The following is a 17,292-nucleotide window of genomic DNA, read 5'->3' as shown; positions in this document are numbered from 1 at the left end:
GGAATTGGAGAACCGCCATGCCTTCGAACAACACCGCGCAGGATGAGTCCGGCGACCGCATTCCGCGCTGGGCTGCGACCGCCGGCCACCAGACCCTCGGGCAGCGCCTCACAGCGATGGGCGCCCGGCTGTTCCGGTCAGCGACGGACCCGGACAAAGGCGAGGCAACGCCGTCGTGGCACGTGCGGCAGCACGTCTTGCGCGACTACCACGCCGCGAACCTCGCTGCGGCCCGCACCGTGTCCGAGGAATTGGTGCGCGCCGGTTTCAACACCGGAGACGTGCCCTACGGCTATCGCGCCCGGCGGGTCCGGGTCACTCCGGCGGGCCGACGACCGCGCTGGCGCACCCGACTGTTGATCGAACCGGTCGAAGCGTCCACGGTGCGGATCATCTTCGTGTGGAGGGGCGAGGATCGCTTGTCCACCACGGAGATCCGTCGCCGACTCGCCGCGTCCCGATACCCCGCGCCGTTGGACCCCGAGACGGGCGAGCCCGGCATGTGGACAGTGGCGATGGTGCGAGCAATCCTGTGCAACCCGAAATACCTCGGCCGCCAGGTCTGGGGACGCACCCACCTCGGAAAGCCAACTCCGCAAGCCGACTGGGTCTGGTCAGAGATCGGAGTCCACCCGCCGTTGGTGACCGCCGAGGAGTTCGCCTCCGCGGACCGGCGCTCGTGGCAGGCCACCGCGTCGGCCGGAACTTTAGGCGCCTTGTCGATCGTGCTGCCGCCTGATCGCGGGAGGGCCGCGTGATGGCCGCGAACCACCATCCGGACGGGTTGACGATCGACGTCATCACCGAGCTGCAGCGGGAGGTCGATGATGAACTCAGGCGAGAAGGCTATCTCGTTGAGTCGCGGCCAGCGGTCGTCGCCAAGCCACCCAGCCCTGCACCGAAAGGGCCGCGGTTGACCGCTCGCCCAAGCAAGCCCCGGGCCCGCCAGGCAAGGGATGCTGGAGCTGCCGCGAACAGGTGTCACGGTACCCGGTGTCGCCCGTGCTGCCGGTGGTTCGGCGACGGCAGTACGGGCGACGCACTCGAAACAGCGGCTCCTACCGGCAGCGGCCGCGCGCGAGTAGCGCCAACAACAGGTGCGTCCCATCGGCGACCGCGTGTCGCCGACTCGTGAAAACTGACCCCTGAGAGTTACTCGGGTTCTAGGTCTCGTCACCACACTCCATGATCAAATGCGGGGTGTTGAACGTGGAGGACTGGGCAAAGATCCGCTGGTTGAATCGGGCTGAGCAGGTTCCGATCAAGGAGATCGCGCGCTGGCTTCGGACGGTCCGCCGCAGAATCGGCGGGCGCCGCGTGGTCGGTGGCGGATCGGTTCGAGCCTCAGATCCGGGCGTTGCTTCAAGAGCGGCCGCAGCGCGTTGCAGCGGAAATTCGACAACGAACTATGCAACGAAAGTTATCCGAGGTCGCCGCAGCCGAACGATGTCCCGCCACAATCGTGACTTGTCCCCTCAGCACATCATCACGGACAGACTGGCCGGCGCGGCGAAACACGGCGATGACATCGAACTCTGCGGAGCTGCGGCATGACGACACAGCAACAGCGGCCAGATTCGCTTTGGCGGTACCGCCAGCAACGCGAATCCAAAAGCGATTTTCTCTATTCAGGCGACATTATCCAAGTAGATGGCCAGGAAGGCGACCGCCTGCGACGTGAACTCGCTATCGCGATCCGCGATCTTCTGACATGGTCGTCGTCACAGAAAACTCCAGAAACCCCCGAATCAGAGAACGCCAATACACCCCAGTTGCCGGAGGTATGATCACGTCATATTTGCAGCAACGGAAAGAGGGGCAGCAAAATGAGCGCAACAGATCCTGGCAACCTGTCCGACTATGCGGTGTCACCCTTCGGAATGCCCGCCGCACTCTTTCAGCAAGAAGTCAAAGTCGCGTTCCTGGCGCGCACATCGACAGAAGACCAGCAGGATCCACGCCAGTCCGCGATGCGCCAACTGGGCAACTGCAAGCACGCCCTGCCCGAATCCTGGGTTATCGTGGCACACTTCTACGACGTCGAGTCCGGACGCATGGAGCTAGAGCAGCGAGGCCACAAGACCGACTACGAGCGGTTCGACATCCCAATTGCCCGCGACGGCGGTATCGCCGACCTACTCAAAGAAGCGACCTGGGCCGATCGGCGATTCGACGTTGTCATCTGCGAAAGCGTCTCCCGCGTAGCTCGTCGCACGTTTGAAGGCCTCTCAGTCGAGCGCGCGCTGGAACACGCCGGGGTGCCGCTGTTCGCTTCCAACGAGCCGATCAGCATCTCGGGTAGCCATGCGCAGCGCATCCTGCAGCGGCGGATCAATCAGTCAATCGCCGAGTACGAAGTCCTCAACACCCTCGAACAATCCTGGGGCGGGCTGTGCACGCATGTGCGTGATGGCTGGAACATCGGCATGCCCCCGTACGGCTACAAGGCCAAGATTGTCCCGCACCCGAACAGGAGCAAGGCAGACAAGGGGCATACCAAGACCCGGCTCGAGCCAGATGGCACGCGCAGTGAGACAGTGACTCTGATCGCCCACTGGCGGTACCACGAAGGCCTCGGCTACAACACGATCGCCGATCGTCTCAACGCTAAACCCGACCAGCACCCGCCACCCGAGCCCCCGTCCAAAGCGCGGGCCCGGGGCGCCTGGAGCAAGAGCAGCGTCGCCGGTGTACTTCGAAACCCGAAGTACACCGGGTATCAAGTGTTCAACCGGCGTGCAATGCGCTCCAGGAACGGCAAGGTCAACGAGCCCTACAAGTGGGTTTGGTCCCCCGAACCCGTACACGAGCCACTGATTCCAAAGTGGATGTACGACGCCCTTACCACCAAACCCACAGTAGAGAAACGCGGTTCCCGCGACGGCGACACCAAGAACACCCACCCAGCCACCCGCCGGACCTACCTACTACGCAGCAGAATGACCTGCTTCTGCGAACGCAAAATGACCGGCGACTACCAGCACAACCGCACTCACTACCTATGCTGGCCCGCCAAGAACAACCGAGGCCGCACCGTCACAGACCCAGACCACCCCAAGTCGATCCGCCTCCGCGAGGACGCACTACTCGACGCTATCTCAAACTTCTTCGCCGACCGCGTCCTTGGCCCCCGCCGCCGCGACATCTTGGCCGCCGACCTCGACACCGTCGACGATCGCGCACACGAACAACGCCAGGCGGAACGAGAGCGTCTCCAGCGCACGATCGCCAATCTGGCACGCCGACAGAACTCGATCCTCCGACAGGCCCAGGAAGCCGACACCGACGATCCGTTCACCAAAGGCCTACGGCAAACCTACAACGAACTCGAAGCGCAGAAAGTCATCACGCTGGACACCATCGCCGAACTGGACTCTGCCACCGACGACCAGGCCGATCGCCCCAGCATCACCGACCTGGAACTACTCGACGCTTTGCCCTACCTCACGGTGAACCTGGCACAAGCACCCCAGCAACTACTCGCCCGACTCTTCGAGGTAACCCAGCTCACCCTTCAGCTGCAACCGGGCGGCGACCACGTGAACATCACTATCAAGCTGCCCGCAGACCGGGTAGCAGACATGATCCACCTCACTGAACAGATCACCGATAGCCAGCCGAAAACACTAATGCCGCCGACCAATATGGTCGGCGGCATTAGTGTGGATGTTGCGCGTACCCCCGATGGGATTCGAACCCACGCTACCGGCGTGAGAGGCCGGCGTCCTAGGCCGCTAGACGACGGGGGCTTAGGAACTTCATTTGTTGCGAGAGAGAACTTACCAGGCTGGTTTGTCGCTCTGCAGCTGGGGTACCAGGACTCGAACCTAGAATAACTGGACCAGAACCAGTCGTGTTGCCAATTACACCATACCCCATCGGAGTGACTCGCCGATCTTGCTGGCGTGCCGTCCAACGAGAAGAAATACTAGAGTACCGCCTTCCCAAGCCTGACAGCGGGGGTGCCAAGTGCTCGCTGAGCAGGCACTCCGACGCTCGCGAACTCCGAAACGAGCAGCTCAGGGAGCTCGTCGAGACCGCGGATGGTGTGCACGCCTTCGGGCACGGTGTGGCCGGTGCCGTCGCGGTCGAGCCAGACGGCGCCCAGGCCCGCATTGTGCGCGCCGATCGCGTCGGTGTCGAGTTTGTCGCCGATGTGCACGGTGTCGGCGGGCGCGCAGGCCGCCGCGTGGCAGACCGAGTGGAACATCACAGGGTGCGGCTTGGCGACGCCGAGCTCGCCGGCGATGGCGACGTGATCGAAGTACGAGGCGAGGCCGAGGTCGGCGATCTTGCGGCGCTGGTGCACACCGGACGCGTTGGTCACGGCGGCGATGAGGACGCCGGCCGCGCGTAGCCAGTCGAGGCAGGGCAGCACGTCGTCGAAGAGGCGGAACGAGCGGGCCAGCAGCTCCCGACGGCGTCGCTCGAAGTCAGCGACGTCCTCGGCGGCCGCCAGCACGCCCATCTCCGCGAGGAAGCACTCCGTGCGGCGGTGGTGCATGGTGGCGTAGTCGAGCTCGCCCGCCACCACCATCGCCACGTGCTCTTCGGTGATCAAGTCCCACAACGGCCACATGTCCGGCCGCCCGGTCAACGCGCCCAGCGTGAAACGGATCGCCGCCGTGCAGTCGATCAACGTGTCGTCAATGTCCAAACAGACCAGACGTAACTCTGGCGGCGACCACGGAGCGGGGGCGATTTGCGGTGTCGTCGGGGAGGCAAGCGCAAAATCCACTTAGCGAGGCTAGGCCAAGTCCGGCCGCTCCGACTCGGCCAAGGAGGTGATTAGCAGGGGTCTGTTTCGACGAACCGGTACTACTCCCAGTTGGTGAGACGCGATCTTTCAGTTACCGGGCAGCGCGCGGCGCAACCGTCCCAGTGAGACCTCGCGGCCCAGCAGCTCCATCGATTCGTACAGCGGCGGGGAAACCGTACGTCCGGTGATCCCCACCCGGACCGGTCCGAAAGCCTTGCGCGGCTTGAGACCCAGACCGTCCACAAGGGCCGCCTTGAGCGCCTCCTCGATTGCGGAAGTCTCCCAGGACGGCAACGCCTCCAGCGCCGAAATCGCCGCCTGGAGCACGGGTTCCGCGTCGGCGCCGAGGTTCTTCGACGCCGCATCGGGCTCCGGTGCGAAGTTTTCCTCGTCGACGAAGAGGAAGCCCAGCATCGGCGCCGCCTCGGACAGCACGGTCACCCGTTCCTGTACCAGCGGCGCGATCGCACGGAGTTTGGTGAGCAGTTCGTCACTCGGCTCGGCGGGCAGCACGCCCGCGGTCACGAGGTAGGGCACCACACGGGTGACGAAGTCCTCCGGCGCCAGTGCACGCACGTGCGTCCCATTGATCGACTCGGCCTTCTTGAGGTCGAAGCGCGCCGGATTCGCGCTCACCTTCGAGATATCGAAGGCGGCGACGAGCTCGTCGACACTGAAGATGTCGTGATCGTCCGCGATCGACCAGCCGAGCAGCGACAGGTAGTTCAGCAGGCCTTCCTTGATGAAACCCCGGTCGCGGTAGTTGAAGAGGTTCGACGAAGGGTCCCTTTTGGACAGTTTCTTGTTGCCATCGCCCAGCACGGACGGAAGGTGGCCGAACTCCGGCGTGAAATCGGTTACACCGATACGGCGCAGTGCCGCGTACAGCGCGATCTGACGCGGCGTCGACGGCAGCAGGTCCTCGCCGCGCAGCACGTGCGTGATGCGCATCAGCGCGTCGTCGACCGGGTTGGTCAGCGTGTACAGCGGTTCGCCGTTGTTGCGCACCAGCACCGGGTCCGGGATCGTGCCTGCCGGGAACGAGATGTCGCCGCGCACGAGGTCGGTCCAGCCGAGGTCCTCGTCCGGCATCCGCAGCCGCAGCACCGGCTTGCGGCCCTCGGCGCGGAACGCCTCGCGCTGCTCCTCGGTGAGGTCTCGGTCGAAGTTGTCGTACCCGAGCTTGGGGTCCTGACCGGCGGCCTTGCGCCGGGCCTCGACCTCTTCGTTGGTCGAGAAGGCTTCGTAAAGCTCGCCAGCCGCGAGGAGCTTGGCGGCGACATCGGCGTAGATGTCGCGCCGCTCACTCTGGCGGTACGGGCCGTATTCGCCGCCGGCCTCGGGGCCCTCGTCCCAGTCGAGGCCGAGCCAGCGCAGCCCGTCGAGCAGCTGCTCGTACGACTCCTGCGAGTCGCGCGCGGCGTCGGTGTCCTCGATGCGGAACACCAGCGTGCCGCCGTGGTGACGGGCGAAGGCCCAGTTGAACAGCGCCGTGCGGATCAACCCGACGTGCGGGGTTCCGGTCGGCGACGGGCAGAAGCGGGCGCGAACAGGCGTGGTCTCAGTCATAGCCCGATCAGCGTATCTGCCCCTGAGGGGGTGTTTCTCGGATGGGGTGCGTGAGAGTCGTGATCCAGGTGGCTTCTGGCGGTGCCGCGGGATCGCTCTCGTACCGGCGTTGTACTCGAGCGATTCCGCGGTGCCGCCAGGGGCCGCCAGGGCGCGGCTATCGCGTGCCTCATCCGAGAAACACCCCCTTTAGTCCTTGACGCATCGAAGGTGCCGGTGCATCCTCATTTTATTCAACAAGTGATGAATAAGGGGATGATGAAGATGACCGAGCGCACGGACTGCGTGGTCGTCGGCGGCGGACCGGCCGGGATGGTGCTGGGATTGCTGCTGGCCAGGGCCGGTGTCAAGGTGACCGTGCTGGAGAAGCACGCCGACTTCCTCCGCGACTTCCGCGGCGACACCGTGCACCCGTCGACGCTGACGCTGCTCGACGAGCTGGGGCTGGGCGAGAAGTTCCACGCGCTGCCGCACAGCGAGATCAAGCAGGTCGGCTTCCCGAAGCCGGACGGCGGCATCCTGACCTTCGGCGACTTGAGCAGGCTCAAGGTGCCGCACCCGTACGTCGCGATGGTCCCGCAGTGGGACTTCCTCGACCTGATCGCCGACGCGGGCAAGGCCGAGCCGACCTTCGATCTGCGAATGAGCACCGAGATGACCGGGCTGATCCGTGAGCACGGCAAGGTCACCGGCGTGCGCTACCGCACGAACGGCGGCGAGGAAGGCGAACTGCGCAGCCGGCTCGTCGTGGCCGCCGACGGGCGCTGGTCGCTCGCGCGGCGCGAGTCGGGACTGCGGCCGAAGGACTTCGGCGTGCCGTTCGACGCCTGGTGGTTCCGCCTGTCACGGCCGGACGTCACCGGGCTGACCGGCTACTCGATCATGCCGGTCATGAAGAACCGCCGCTTCGCCGTGCCGTTGCCGCGCGTGGGGTACTACCAGATCGCCTACCTGGCCCCGAAGCGTGAGGACCTGCGGGTCGAAGGCATCGAGAAGTTCCGGGAGACCGTCGCCGGGCTGTTCCCGGAGTTCGCGGACCGCGTCGGCGAACTCGAGTCGATGGACGACATCAAGCTGCTCGACGTCAAGCTGAACCGGCTGCACCGCTGGCACGTCGAGGGCCTGCTCTGCATCGGCGACGCGGCGCACGCGATGTCACCCGTCGGCGGCGTCGGCATCAACCTGGCGGTGCAGGACGCGGTCGCGACGGCGCATCTGCTGGCGAAGCCGCTGCTGTCCGGCAGCATCACCGGCAAGGACCTGGCGAAGGTCCGCGCGCGGCGCTGGATGCCGACTGTCGCGGTGCAGGGCCTGCAGCGGCTGCTGCACAAAGCGGTCATGCGCCCGGTGATGGAAGGCAGGCGCAATGGCCCGCCAGCGCTGATGATCAAGCTGATGGAGCGGTTCCCGCGCCTGTCGATCCTGCCCGCGTACATGCTCGGCGTCGGCTTCCGCCCCGAGCACGCACCGGACTTCGCGAAGCGCGCTACAGAGCCTGCACAGGGTTAGTCAGCGTCCCGATGCCCTCGATGGTGATCGAAACCTGCTGCCCGTCGACGATCGGGCCGACCCCCTCCGGGGTGCCGGTCAGGATCACGTCGCCGGGCAGCAGCGTCATGACGCCGGAGACGAACTCGACCAGCTCGGGGATCTTGTGCACCAGGTCGGAGGTGCGCCCGTCCTGCTTGAGCTCACCGTCCACTTCGGTGCGCAGCGCCAGGTCGGACGCGTCGATCGAGGTCTCGATCCACGGGCCCAGCGGGCAGAACGTGTCGTAGCCCTTGGCACGGCCCCACTGCCCGTCGGACTTCTGCAGGTCACGCGCGGAGACGTCGTTGGCGACGGTGTACCCGAGGATCACGCTCGACGCGCGCGCCGCGCTGACGTTCTTGATCGGCTGGCCGATGACGATGGCCAGCTCGCCCTCGAAGTCGATCCGGCCGACGTTGCCGGGCCGCTTGATGGCCGCGTTGGGGCCGATCACCGTGGTCGACGGCTTGATGAAGGTCATCGGCGAGGCCGGAACCTCATTGCCGAACTCGGCCGCGTGCTTCGCGTAGTTGCGCCCGACGGCGATGATCTTCGACGGCAGGATCGGGGCGAGCAGGCGGACATCCGCCAGCGGCCACCGTTTGCCGGTGAAGTTCGGGGTACCGAAGGGGTGCTCGGCGATCTCGAGCACCTGGGCGTCGTCACCGTCCCCCTCGACCGAAGCGAAGGCGACACCACCGGGATGAGCAATACGGGCTAAGCGCACGCGGGCGAGCTTACTAGGTCGTGTTTCTCGGCTCGGGTGGGTGAGAGTCGTGATCCAGGTGGCTCCTGGCGGCGCCGTGGGGTCGCGGCTCGTACCGGGTTGTACTCGCGCGATCCCACGGTGCCGCCAGGGGCCGCCTGGGCGCGGCTATCGCGTGCCCGAGCCGAGAAACGCGACCTAGGTCAACTTGAGCGTGCTCTTGGCCAGCTCGTATGCCTTGACGTTGGTGTCGAAGGTCTCCTTGTCGATGCAGCCGACCTCGAGCAACACCAGACCGCCTGCGACCGGTACGGCCAGTATCCGCTTCGGGGTCACATCACCGTCGTCGGTGACCGTGTAGCTCACTTCCTTGGCGGCGACGGACCCGACCGAGACGTCGGTGAACTTCTGCGCACCGAAGCCCTTCGACTTCTCGGAAAGGGCCTTCAGCGCCGCCTGCGCGTCGCTGCCCGGGTTTTTGTAGACCCGCAGGAAGCCGAAGCTGCCCGCGGGCTTCGAGTCGACCTCACAGATCACCGTGGCGTCGCCGATCCGCGCGTCGGCCGAAGTGACCGCCTTCGGCTTCCACTTCTCGGCGACCTTGAAGGTGACCGGCATCGGGCAGGCCGAGCCCGCCGCGCCGATCTCGGCGCCCGCCGCGGCCTGCTGCGGTTTGGCGTCGGCGCTTCCCGTGTTCCCAGTGCTTTCCGAGCCGCATCCGGCGGCCAGGAAAAGGGCAGCGAGCAGTGCGATCTTCTTCATGATCTCCCCCATGATGTTCAGGCATGATCACCCTAGCCTGGCGGCCATGTCACGTCTGCCGGGTTTCACACGTCGAGGGGACATGATGAACGACTTCTCCCTGGCGGGGCGCTTCGAAGAGAATCGCGGCCGGCTGCGCTCGGTCGCGTATCGGATGCTGGGCTCGACCAGCGAGGCCGACGACGCCGTCCAGGAGGCCTGGCTGCGGCTGAGCCGGTCCGACACCAGCGAGGTCGAGAACCTGGCCGCCTGGCTGACCACGGTCGTCGGCCGCGTCTGCCTGGACATGCTGCGCTCACGCAAATCACGCGGCGAGGAGCCGCTCGGCGTGCATGTCCCCGATCCGATCGTGAGCCTCGATCCCGAGCAGGAAACGCTGATGGCCGACTCGGTCGGCCTCGCGCTGCTCGTCGTGCTGGAGACCCTCTCCCCCGCCGAACGCCTGTCGTTCGTGCTGCACGACATGTTCGGCGTGCCGTTCGACGACATCGCGACCATCGCGGGCCGCACGCCCGCCGCGACGCGTCAGCTCGCGAGTCGCGCCAGGCGTCGGGTGCAGGGTGTTCCGGCGCCTGAGACCGATCTCACGCGCCAGCGGACGGTCGTCGAGGCGTTCATCGCCGCGTCGCGCGGTGGCGATTTCGACGCGCTCGTCGCGGTGCTCGATCCCGACGTCGTGCTGCACGTCGACGGCGGCGCGTTCTCGAAGCTCGTGCGTGGCGCGGCCGAGGTCGCGGGTCAGGCACTCATGTTCTCGCGGCTCGCGCCGTATTCACGGCCCGCGCTCATCAACGGCGCCTGGGGCATTCTCACCGCGCCCGAGGGAAAGCCCGCGTCGGTCATGGCCTTCACGGTGCGCGACGGCCTTGTGGCCGAGCTGCACATCTTGGCCGACCCCGAACGGCTCGAGCGGTTGGAGGTCAAGGACTCGTGAGTGGTACGGCCGGTTCTAACCGGCCATACCACTCACGACCCCTTTACTTGCTGACCAAGGATTCGCGGATGGTGGCGGCCTTGTGCACGAGTGCGTCGCAAAGGGCGAGCCAGCTCGCCTCGACGATGTTGCCGTGCACGCCGACGGTCGTCCATTCCGTCCGGCCGTCGGTGGTCTCGACCAGTACTCGCGTGACCGCGTCAGTACCGGGATGCCCAGCAAGAATGCGCACCTTGTAGTCGGCCAGTTCCACCGTGTCCAGCCAGGGCAGGTGCGGGCTCAGCGCCTCGCGCAACGCGGCGTCCAGCGCGTGGACCGGCCCGGTGCCCTCGGCGGTCGCGATGACGCGCTGCCCGGCGACGTGCAGGCGGACCGTCGCCTCGGAGACCACCTCGCCGTCGGCGCGGTGGTCCATCACCACCCGGTAGGACTCGAGCGTGAACGGCGGCTCGTCGAGGAAGCCGCTGCCGATTTCGCGGTGCAGCAACAGTTCCAGCGAGGCGTCGGCGGCTTCGAACGACCAGCCCTCCGACTCCAGCAGCTTCACCTTGCGCACGGAGCGCGTCAAGGCTTCGGGCTGACCGGCAAGGTCAACCCCGAGCTCACGTCCCTTGAGTTCGAGGCTGGCCCTGCCGGCCATCTCGGTGACCAGAACCCGCATGTCATTGCCGACAGAAGCTGGATCGATGTGGTTGTACAGCAACGGATCCACCTTGATCGCGCTCGCGTGCAGTCCCGCCTTGTGGGCGAAAGCAGACGAACCGACATACGCCTGATGGGTGTCGGGTGCGAGATTCGCGATTTCGGCAAGGGCATGGGAGACCCGGGTGAGCTCGGCGGCGCGTCCGGTCGGGAGCACCTCCATGCCGAGCTTGGCCACCAAGTTTCCCGTGACAGCGAACAGATCGGCGTTGCCTGCCCGTTCGCCGTACCCATTGGCGGTGCACTGGACGTGCGTCGCGCCGGCCTGCACCGCGGCGATGGAGTTCGCCACCGCGCAGGAAGTATCGTCCTGGCAATGGATTCCGAGCCGGAATCCGGTCTTGTCCTTGATCGTGCGCACGGTCTCCGCGAGCCCGAGCGGCAGCTGTCCCCCATTGGTGTCACAAAGGACCATGACGTCCGCACCGCCGCCCGCGGCCGCGTCCAGCACCCGGTACGAGGTCTCCGGCGAGTACTCGAAGCCGTCGAAGAAGTGTTCCAGGTCAACGAAAACCCGGCGCCCCTCGGCCACCAGGAAGCTCACGGTGTCCCGCACCATCTCGCACGCCTCGTCGACGTCGACGCGCAGCGCCCGTTCGATGTGCCGCAGATCGGACTTCGCGACCAGCGTGATCACCGGCGCCTGCGAGTCGAGCAGCGCCCTGACCTGCTTGTCCTGGTCGGCCTTGGCGCCCGCCTTGCGGGTCGCCCCGAACGCGACCAGCGCCGCGTGCTTGAGCTGCAGTTCGCCCGCCGCGGCCTTGGCGAAGAACTCGGTGTCCTTCGGCAGCGCGCCCGGCCAGCCGCCCTCGATGAAACCCACACCCAGTTCGTCGAGCAACCTGGCGACGGCCAGCTTGTCCGCGACGGAATAGGTGATTCCTTCACGCTGCGCACCGTCGCGCAGGGTGGTGTCGTAAAGGTGGAAATCGTCGCCGAGCGGCGTATCGGCGGGCTCCTGGCGGGTCACTGGGTTATCTCCTCTTGAGGCAGGGCAACAAAAAAAACCTCCCGCAGGGGTGCGAGAGGTTTGCGCGCCGATGTGCTCTTGTGGAGCACCTAACCGGCGCGCTGCGCAATAATGATGGAGAAGGAAGCCATAACGGCATCATGCCACAGCCCGTCAAGCTTTCCAAGCCTCGGGCCCCTATCCCATTCTTTGGACGCTGGTCTAGTCCAGTCACGCTCCGGTGGGAGCGGGGGTGAAGCGGGCCTACCCCGGGTTTCGCGTGGGAAAGGTGGCCTGGGTGAGGGCCTCCCCCACCCAGCCAAGTTAGTGAGGGCCTCCCTCACCCACTCAGGCTGCGTGAAGGGAGCCTTCACAAAACCCGGCGTCGCCCCGCAGGCAGGCGACGAAAGCCTTGACCGCGGCGCGGCCGCGTAGGGCAACGCGTAGAAGCGGGCGTTCTTCACAGCCGGAACGTCTCGCTCGCTCGTCGAGAGCTTGAACTCGTCTGCTTGGTCACGGCAGTCACCGCGACGCTGGCACAACGCGGATTTATCCCGCGAAACCACGAAAGCCACTTTCGTCAGCTCGGATCTGACGAAAGTGGCTTTCGGGCTACTTAAACGGTCGGCCGGACGTTCGACGAGACCAGTGCGGCCAAGCGGTCACCGATGGAGTGCGTCGGGCCGGGGTTGGCCTGGTCGCGGGTCGCGAGATCGAAGGCGACCGACGCCTCGATGCGGCGCGCGGCCTCTTTCTGGCCGAGGTGGTCGAGCAGGAGCGCGACGGAGAGGACCGCTGCGGTCGGGTCGGCGAGACCCTGGCCGGCGATGTCCGGGGCGGAACCGTGCACCGGCTCGAACATCGACGGGTTGCGGCGGGTGATGTCCAGGTTTCCGCTGGCCGCGAGGCCGATGCCACCGGTGACGGCGGCGGCGAGGTCGGTGATGATGTCGCCGAACAGGTTGTCGGTGACCACCACGTCGAAGCGGGACGGGTCGGTGACCATGTGGATGGTCGCGGCGTCCACATGGGAGTAGGCGACCGTGACGTCCGGGTGCTCCAGCGAGACCTCTTCGACGATCCGGGACCAGAGGCCGCCGGCGTACTCGAGGACGTTGGTCTTGTGCACCAGCGTGAGGTGCTTGCGCGGGCGGGCCTCGGCGCGGTTGAACGCGTCGGCGACCACGCGGCGGATGCCGAACGCGGTGTTGACGCTCACCTCGGTCGCGATCTCGTGCTCGGTGTCCTTGCGCAGCAGGCCGCCGGTGCCCGCGTACGGGCCCTCGGTGCCTTCACGCACGACCACCATGTCGATCTCGCTGTTGTCGGCGAGAGGTCCGCGCACACCCGGGTACAGCCGGGCGGGCCGCAGGTTCACGTGGTGGTCCATCTCGAACCGCAGGCGCAACAGCAGCCCGCGCTCGAGGATGCCACTGGGGACGCTCGGGTCGCCGACGGCGCCGAGCAGGATCGCGTCGTGCTGGCGAAGCTCGCCCAGCACTGACTCGGGAAGCAGCTCACCGGTCGAATGCCAGCGCGCCGCCCCGAGGTCGTAGTTGGTGATCTCAGCCGTGGGGACGACTTCACCGAGCACCTTGAGCGCCTCGGCGACCACCTCGGGTCCGATCCCGTCACCTGGGATCACTGCGAGCCGCATCCACACACCTCCGTCGACGAGGCCTCCGGATTTCCCGGATGGCCCATCCTCGAGAAAACGCCAGCGACCGAAGGTTACCGGCCGTAGACAACGCGATGTAGCCGCACCACCCCTATGTCTGATCATCCCGAGGTTTGGAACACCCAGACGGGTAGAAAAGAGGGGGTTCCCCCTGCACGGAGTGCAGAAAGAACCCCCTCACACCCGGAAGATCAACCGACCCCGATGGGCTGACGACCGCCCTGACGGCCCGGCCCGGAGACCGGAAGAGGCTCACTGGGAGCGCTCTGACCAGTGTTGATCTTGATGATGTTCACCCGATCGCCTGACGCGTTGTGGTGTTCCAGCGCCAGCAGGCCGAGCACGGTGTCGGTCGTGGCCGCGTTCCGGTTGACCACGAGCGCGGTGCCCGGCTTGGCCGTGTACCCGAGCGCCGCGTCGCCGCCGCCCTGCACCGAGTAGCCCGGCGCGAGCACGTCGAACGAGAGCGGACCTGCGACGAAGTCGATCAGCCCGTTGGTCGTGCCCGGCGCGACGTACGGACCGGCCGTGCCGACCGAGTAGCTGATCTTGTGCGAAGCACCGTTCACGTCGATACCCAAAGCTGCGACAGCGACCGGAAGGGTGACCACGTTGGTGTCGAACACGTTGGTGTCCACGTCGCCCAGCTGGCCGTTGACCGCCTGGACGTCGACCACCGAGCCGTCCGCCAGCGCGACGGTCTGGGCCAGCAGCACGTCCGTCGAGGGCGCCTTCGTCACAAAGGTCTCAAAATCCGGACGCCCGTCGCCGGTGGTGTCGATGTCGACGAACGGGATGGTGTTGCTGCCGAGGTTGGCCCAGTCGCTCCAGGTGGTGAGCCCGAACGCGAGCAGCGCGTTCTCCGGCTCGCCCTGCTGCTTGGCCAGCGGAGCCGTCGAGGCGGCGCCGACATAGCGCAGGTCAGCGCCCTTGGCTGTGTTGTTGATCGTGCAGTCGGTGGTCGTCGAGTGGTCGCATTCGGCCAGCTGCGGCGACTCCGCCTGCAGTTCGAGCACGCTGATCAGCGAGCGGTAGCGCTGCGCGCCGCTGCCCTGGTCCACGCCCTTGCCGGTCAGATTGACCACGGCCTGCGCGCCGCCGTGGAAGTTCGCCTCGGCGCTGGTGGCGATCGCCGAAACCGGCTTGGGTGCGGAGTAGACGGCCACCCGCAACGGAACCGTCGCGCCGCCGCGCGGGGTGAACGCGACCCGGCCGGAAGCGTCGGCGAGGAACTGGCGCGCCAGCCCGGCCTGCTCGGTGGCCATGGTCGGGTCGATGACCTTGCGCAGTGCCTTCGGGTCGGTGATCTTCAGCGTCACCTTGACCGTCGTGACCCCGCGCGGGCTCAGCTTCACAGTGTCCTTGTCCAGCTGGTACTCCACGCCCGGAAGGGTGTTCACACCCTGGTACGCGACGCTGTATTCGACCGGCTTGACGCCCTTGTTGACGACCTTGACCGTCTTGGTCAGGCTCACCGGGCCACCGGCTTCGACGGTGCCGAAGTTGACGCTCACGGCGCCGGGGTTGTCGACGACATAGGCGAGGACCTGGTTGTCCAGCGCGGCCTTCGCGTCGATCCGGCCGGTGCCGACGCGCTGCGGCGCGTAGGTGTGGCCCGCGGCGTCCTTGAGGTCGTGACCGGCGGTGTTGATGACCGCGGCCTTGACCTCTTCGACGGTCCAGTCGGGGTGCGCCTCGCGGATCAGCGCGGTGATGCCCGCGGTGTGCGGCGCGGCCATCGAGGTGCCCGAGAGCACGGTCCGGTCGCTGCCGCTGCCGCGGAAGGCCGACGAGATCGTGTCACCGGGTGCGGTGATGTCCGGCTTAGACGCCGGGCCGCGGACACCGCGCGAGCTGAACGAGCTCGGGCTGTCCACAATGGAGTTGTCGTAGGTCTGCAGGCTGGCGCGGCCCTTGCCGCTCAGGTGGACCTGCAGGGTGCCCGCGTTCAGCCCGGGACGCACCGCGTTGGTGGCCGAGGCGGTGAACTGGAACATCGGGTTGGTCGCGTTGCCCGCGATACCGGCCGAGAAGTGCTCCACAGTGGACGAAAGCAGCGTGCCCGCGGCGCCCGCGGCCTGCGCGTTGTTCGCGCGGACGGCGGACCCGCACAGGCGCGTCGCGTCGTTGTTGTCCCACTCCAGCCAGGCGAACTTGCCCGCGACCGCGGCCTTGTCGGCGTCCGAGTACGGCTTGCAGCCGTCGGCGTTGGCGGCCGAGGGCTTCGCGACCGGCTTGGTGAGGTCGAGCGTGTCGAAACCGGCGAAGTTCTGGCTGAACTGGCCGCCCTTGGCGCCGGTGATCGGCGCGACGATGTCGGCCGCGTCCCGCAGGATCGAGCGGTCACGGCTGCTGGCGACGGTCAGCGCCTCCGGGGTGTTGCCCGGCGCGCCCGCGACGTCGTAGAGGTCGCCGCCGTTGCCCGCGGAGAAGACCGGGAGCACGTTGTTCGCGGCGATCTTGCGCACGAACAGCGAGTCGGGGTCGTCGGGGGCGTTGAAGTCGCCGCCGAGGCTGAGGTTGACGACGTCGAGGTGATCGGTGAAGTCGCCGTCGCCGTCCGGGTCGAGTGACCAGTCGAGCGCCTGCGCGACGACGTTGGTCGAGCCCTCACAGCCGAACACCTTGACGGCGTAGAGCAGCGCCTTGGGCGCGGTGCCGGGGCCGACCTTCAGCGCCTCGATCTTCTTGGCGTTGAGCTTCGAGTAGTCGCCCTTGAAGGTGGAGCCGTCGGCGTTGACGCCGAAACCGGCGACCGTGCCCGCCACGTGCGTGCCGTGCTCACCGCAGGCGAGCGGGTTCGGGTCCGGCACGGGGGTGTCGCCGCGGTTGGCGTCGTAGTCGTCGCCGACCAGGTCGGTGCCGCCGACGACCTTGGCGGTCGGGAAGTACGCGGCGTCGACCTTCGTGCGATCGATGGCCTTGTACGCCTCGGGCGTGCCGGGCCCGCCGAAGTCGGCGTGGGTGTAGTCGATGCCGTCGTCGATCACGCCGACGCGGACGCCGTCACCGAGGCGTCCGGTCTGCTGCCAGCTCGCGAGGGTGTTGGTGAGCTGCACGGCGCTGGAGTTGGTGCGCGACTTGGGCACCACGGTCCGCACGGCCACGACGTCCGGGCGCTTCGCGAGCTCACGCAGCTTCGCGGCGTCCGCGGTCACGACAGCGCCGGAAACGGCGTTGGCGGTCTGGGTGATGACCTTGGCGCTGCGGTCGCCCGCTTTCAGCTGCCCCAGCACGGAATCCACCGCGGCGGCCGTCTCGGCCTTCGCGGCTTTGGCAGCCTGCTTGGCTTTTTCCTTGCCCTTGTGCTGTTCCGCGTTGAAGGCGTCGACAGCGGGCTTCTTGGCCAGCTCGACGAACGCGGTGATCTTGCCCTGCGCGGCGCTCACGCGCGGCGACAGCTTCCCCTTGATGCCCGCTGCGTTGACCTTCGCCGCGCCGACCCCATCGGCGAGCGGCACGTCCTGGGCCGAGGCGGGCGGGGCGGCGATGACTACCGCAGCTGCCAGCACCACGGCGGCGTAGACCGGTATGCGTCTTCTCATAGGCGGCTACCTAACCCGAAGATCAGCCGCCGCAAAAGGGTAAAAAGGGTCGTGAGTGGTGTGGGGCGGTGTTAAACGCGGGAGCACAAACCAGAGGGGAGGCGCCCTTGTGGGGGGCGGGGGGGGGGGGGGGCCCCGCCGCCGCGCAGGGCGGGCGG

The 17,292-nt window shown here is 66.9% G+C and carries 11 protein-coding genes, 2 tRNA genes and 1 pseudogene; 5 read left to right on the top strand and 9 right to left on the bottom strand.

All coding sequences use genetic code 11. The features are described from left to right. Positions 1-17 precede the first annotated feature (17 nt). The 3 genes and pseudogenes from ACFV15_RS28725 to ACFV15_RS28715 form a co-directional block, all read left to right on the top strand. Positions 18-758, top strand: coding sequence for a recombinase family protein (locus ACFV15_RS28725; protein ID WP_378353933.1), 741 nt, complete (start codon positions 18-20; stop codon positions 756-758). Positions 759-1,550: 792 nt separating this feature from the next. Continuing rightward, positions 1,551-1,787, top strand: a complete 237-nt coding sequence (locus tag ACFV15_RS28720) for a hypothetical protein (protein WP_378353931.1) — start codon at positions 1,551-1,553, stop codon at positions 1,785-1,787. Between the two features lie 39 nt (positions 1,788-1,826). After that, a pseudogene (locus ACFV15_RS28715) lies at positions 1,827-2,837 on the top strand (recombinase family protein); the annotation flags it as partial. Between the two features lie 839 nt (positions 2,838-3,676). Here ACFV15_RS28715 and ACFV15_RS28710 read toward each other — a convergent pair. The 4 genes from ACFV15_RS28710 to gltX form a co-directional block, all read right to left on the bottom strand. Then, positions 3,677-3,749: transfer RNA gene (locus ACFV15_RS28710), tRNA-Glu, on the bottom strand. 57 nt (positions 3,750-3,806) lie between these two features. Further along, positions 3,807-3,878 (bottom strand) — tRNA-Gln (locus tag ACFV15_RS28705). 50 nt (positions 3,879-3,928) lie between these two features. After that, entirely contained in the window at positions 3,929-4,702 is a 774-nt protein-coding gene (locus tag ACFV15_RS28700; protein ID WP_378353994.1) for an HAD family hydrolase, read from the bottom strand. A 144-nt stretch (positions 4,703-4,846) separates the two neighbouring features. After that, positions 4,847-6,328, bottom strand: a complete 1,482-nt coding sequence (gene gltX, locus ACFV15_RS28695) for a glutamate--tRNA ligase (protein WP_378353929.1) — start codon at positions 6,326-6,328, stop codon at positions 4,847-4,849. Positions 6,329-6,592: 264 nt separating this feature from the next. Here gltX and ACFV15_RS28690 point away from each other — a divergent pair, with 264 nt between their 5' ends. Beyond that, complete coding sequence (locus ACFV15_RS28690) at positions 6,593-7,837, top strand: FAD-dependent oxidoreductase (RefSeq protein WP_378353928.1); 1,245 nt, start codon at positions 6,593-6,595, stop codon at positions 7,835-7,837. On the opposite strand, the gene ACFV15_RS28685 is transcribed toward ACFV15_RS28690, so the two are convergent. Beyond that, positions 7,815-8,585, bottom strand: a complete 771-nt coding sequence (locus tag ACFV15_RS28685; RefSeq protein WP_378353926.1) for a fumarylacetoacetate hydrolase family protein — start codon at positions 8,583-8,585, stop codon at positions 7,815-7,817. The two genes, ACFV15_RS28690 and ACFV15_RS28685, sit on opposite strands and share 23 nt — an antisense overlap. Before the next feature lie 177 nt (positions 8,586-8,762). Beyond that, entirely contained in the window at positions 8,763-9,326 is a 564-nt protein-coding gene (locus tag ACFV15_RS28680; RefSeq protein ID WP_378353925.1) for a lipoprotein, read from the bottom strand. 85 nt (positions 9,327-9,411) lie between these two features. Here ACFV15_RS28680 and sigJ point away from each other — a divergent pair, with 85 nt between their 5' ends. Continuing rightward, complete coding sequence (gene sigJ, locus ACFV15_RS28675) at positions 9,412-10,260, top strand: RNA polymerase sigma factor SigJ (protein WP_378353923.1); 849 nt, start codon at positions 9,412-9,414, stop codon at positions 10,258-10,260. Positions 10,261-10,303: 43 nt separating this feature from the next. On the opposite strand, the gene cimA is transcribed toward sigJ, so the two are convergent. From cimA to ACFV15_RS28660, 3 genes are all read right to left on the bottom strand, one after another. After that, positions 10,304-11,932: a citramalate synthase gene (gene cimA / locus ACFV15_RS28670; protein ID WP_378353921.1), complete on the bottom strand. Its 1,629-nt coding sequence runs from the start codon at positions 11,930-11,932 to the stop codon at positions 10,304-10,306. A 595-nt stretch (positions 11,933-12,527) separates the two neighbouring features. Next, positions 12,528-13,568, bottom strand: coding sequence for a 3-isopropylmalate dehydrogenase (locus tag ACFV15_RS28665; RefSeq protein WP_378353920.1), 1,041 nt, complete (start codon positions 13,566-13,568; stop codon positions 12,528-12,530). A gap of 212 nt (positions 13,569-13,780) precedes the next feature. After that, on the bottom strand, positions 13,781-17,134 hold the full coding sequence (locus ACFV15_RS28660) for a S8 family serine peptidase (protein ID WP_378353918.1): 3,354 nt from the start codon (positions 17,132-17,134) through the stop codon (positions 13,781-13,783). Between the last annotated feature and the right edge of the window lie 158 nt (positions 17,135-17,292).

Origin of the sequence: Amycolatopsis sp. NPDC059657 (genome assembly GCF_042734395.1) — a bacterium.
In the GTDB taxonomy this organism is placed as follows: domain Bacteria; phylum Actinomycetota; class Actinomycetes; order Mycobacteriales; family Pseudonocardiaceae; genus Amycolatopsis.
Note: the sequence above shows the minus strand (reverse complement) of the source record. Positions and strands in the feature narration are given on the sequence as shown.

What these genes read in the sequence shown, in the direction of transcription:
- ACFV15_RS28725 (WP_378353933.1), top strand. Translation starts at nt 18, where the DNA reads ATGCCTTCGAACAACACCGCGCAGGATGAGTCCGGCGACCGCATTCCG.
- ACFV15_RS28720 (WP_378353931.1), top strand. Translation starts at nt 1,551, where the DNA reads ATGACGACACAGCAACAGCGGCCAGATTCGCTTTGGCGGTACCGCCAG.
- gltX (WP_378353929.1), bottom strand. Translation starts at nt 6,328, where the DNA reads ATGACTGAGACCACGCCTGTTCGCGCCCGCTTCTGCCCGTCGCCGACC.
- ACFV15_RS28690 (WP_378353928.1), top strand. Translation starts at nt 6,593, where the DNA reads ATGACCGAGCGCACGGACTGCGTGGTCGTCGGCGGCGGACCGGCCGGG.
- ACFV15_RS28680 (WP_378353925.1), bottom strand. Translation starts at nt 9,326, where the DNA reads ATGAAGAAGATCGCACTGCTCGCTGCCCTTTTCCTGGCCGCCGGATGC.
- sigJ (WP_378353923.1), top strand. Translation starts at nt 9,412, where the DNA reads ATGAACGACTTCTCCCTGGCGGGGCGCTTCGAAGAGAATCGCGGCCGG.
- ACFV15_RS28665 (WP_378353920.1), bottom strand. Translation starts at nt 13,568, where the DNA reads ATGCGGCTCGCAGTGATCCCAGGTGACGGGATCGGACCCGAGGTGGTC.
- ACFV15_RS28660 (WP_378353918.1), bottom strand. Translation starts at nt 17,134, where the DNA reads ATGAGAAGACGCATACCGGTCTACGCCGCCGTGGTGCTGGCAGCTGCG.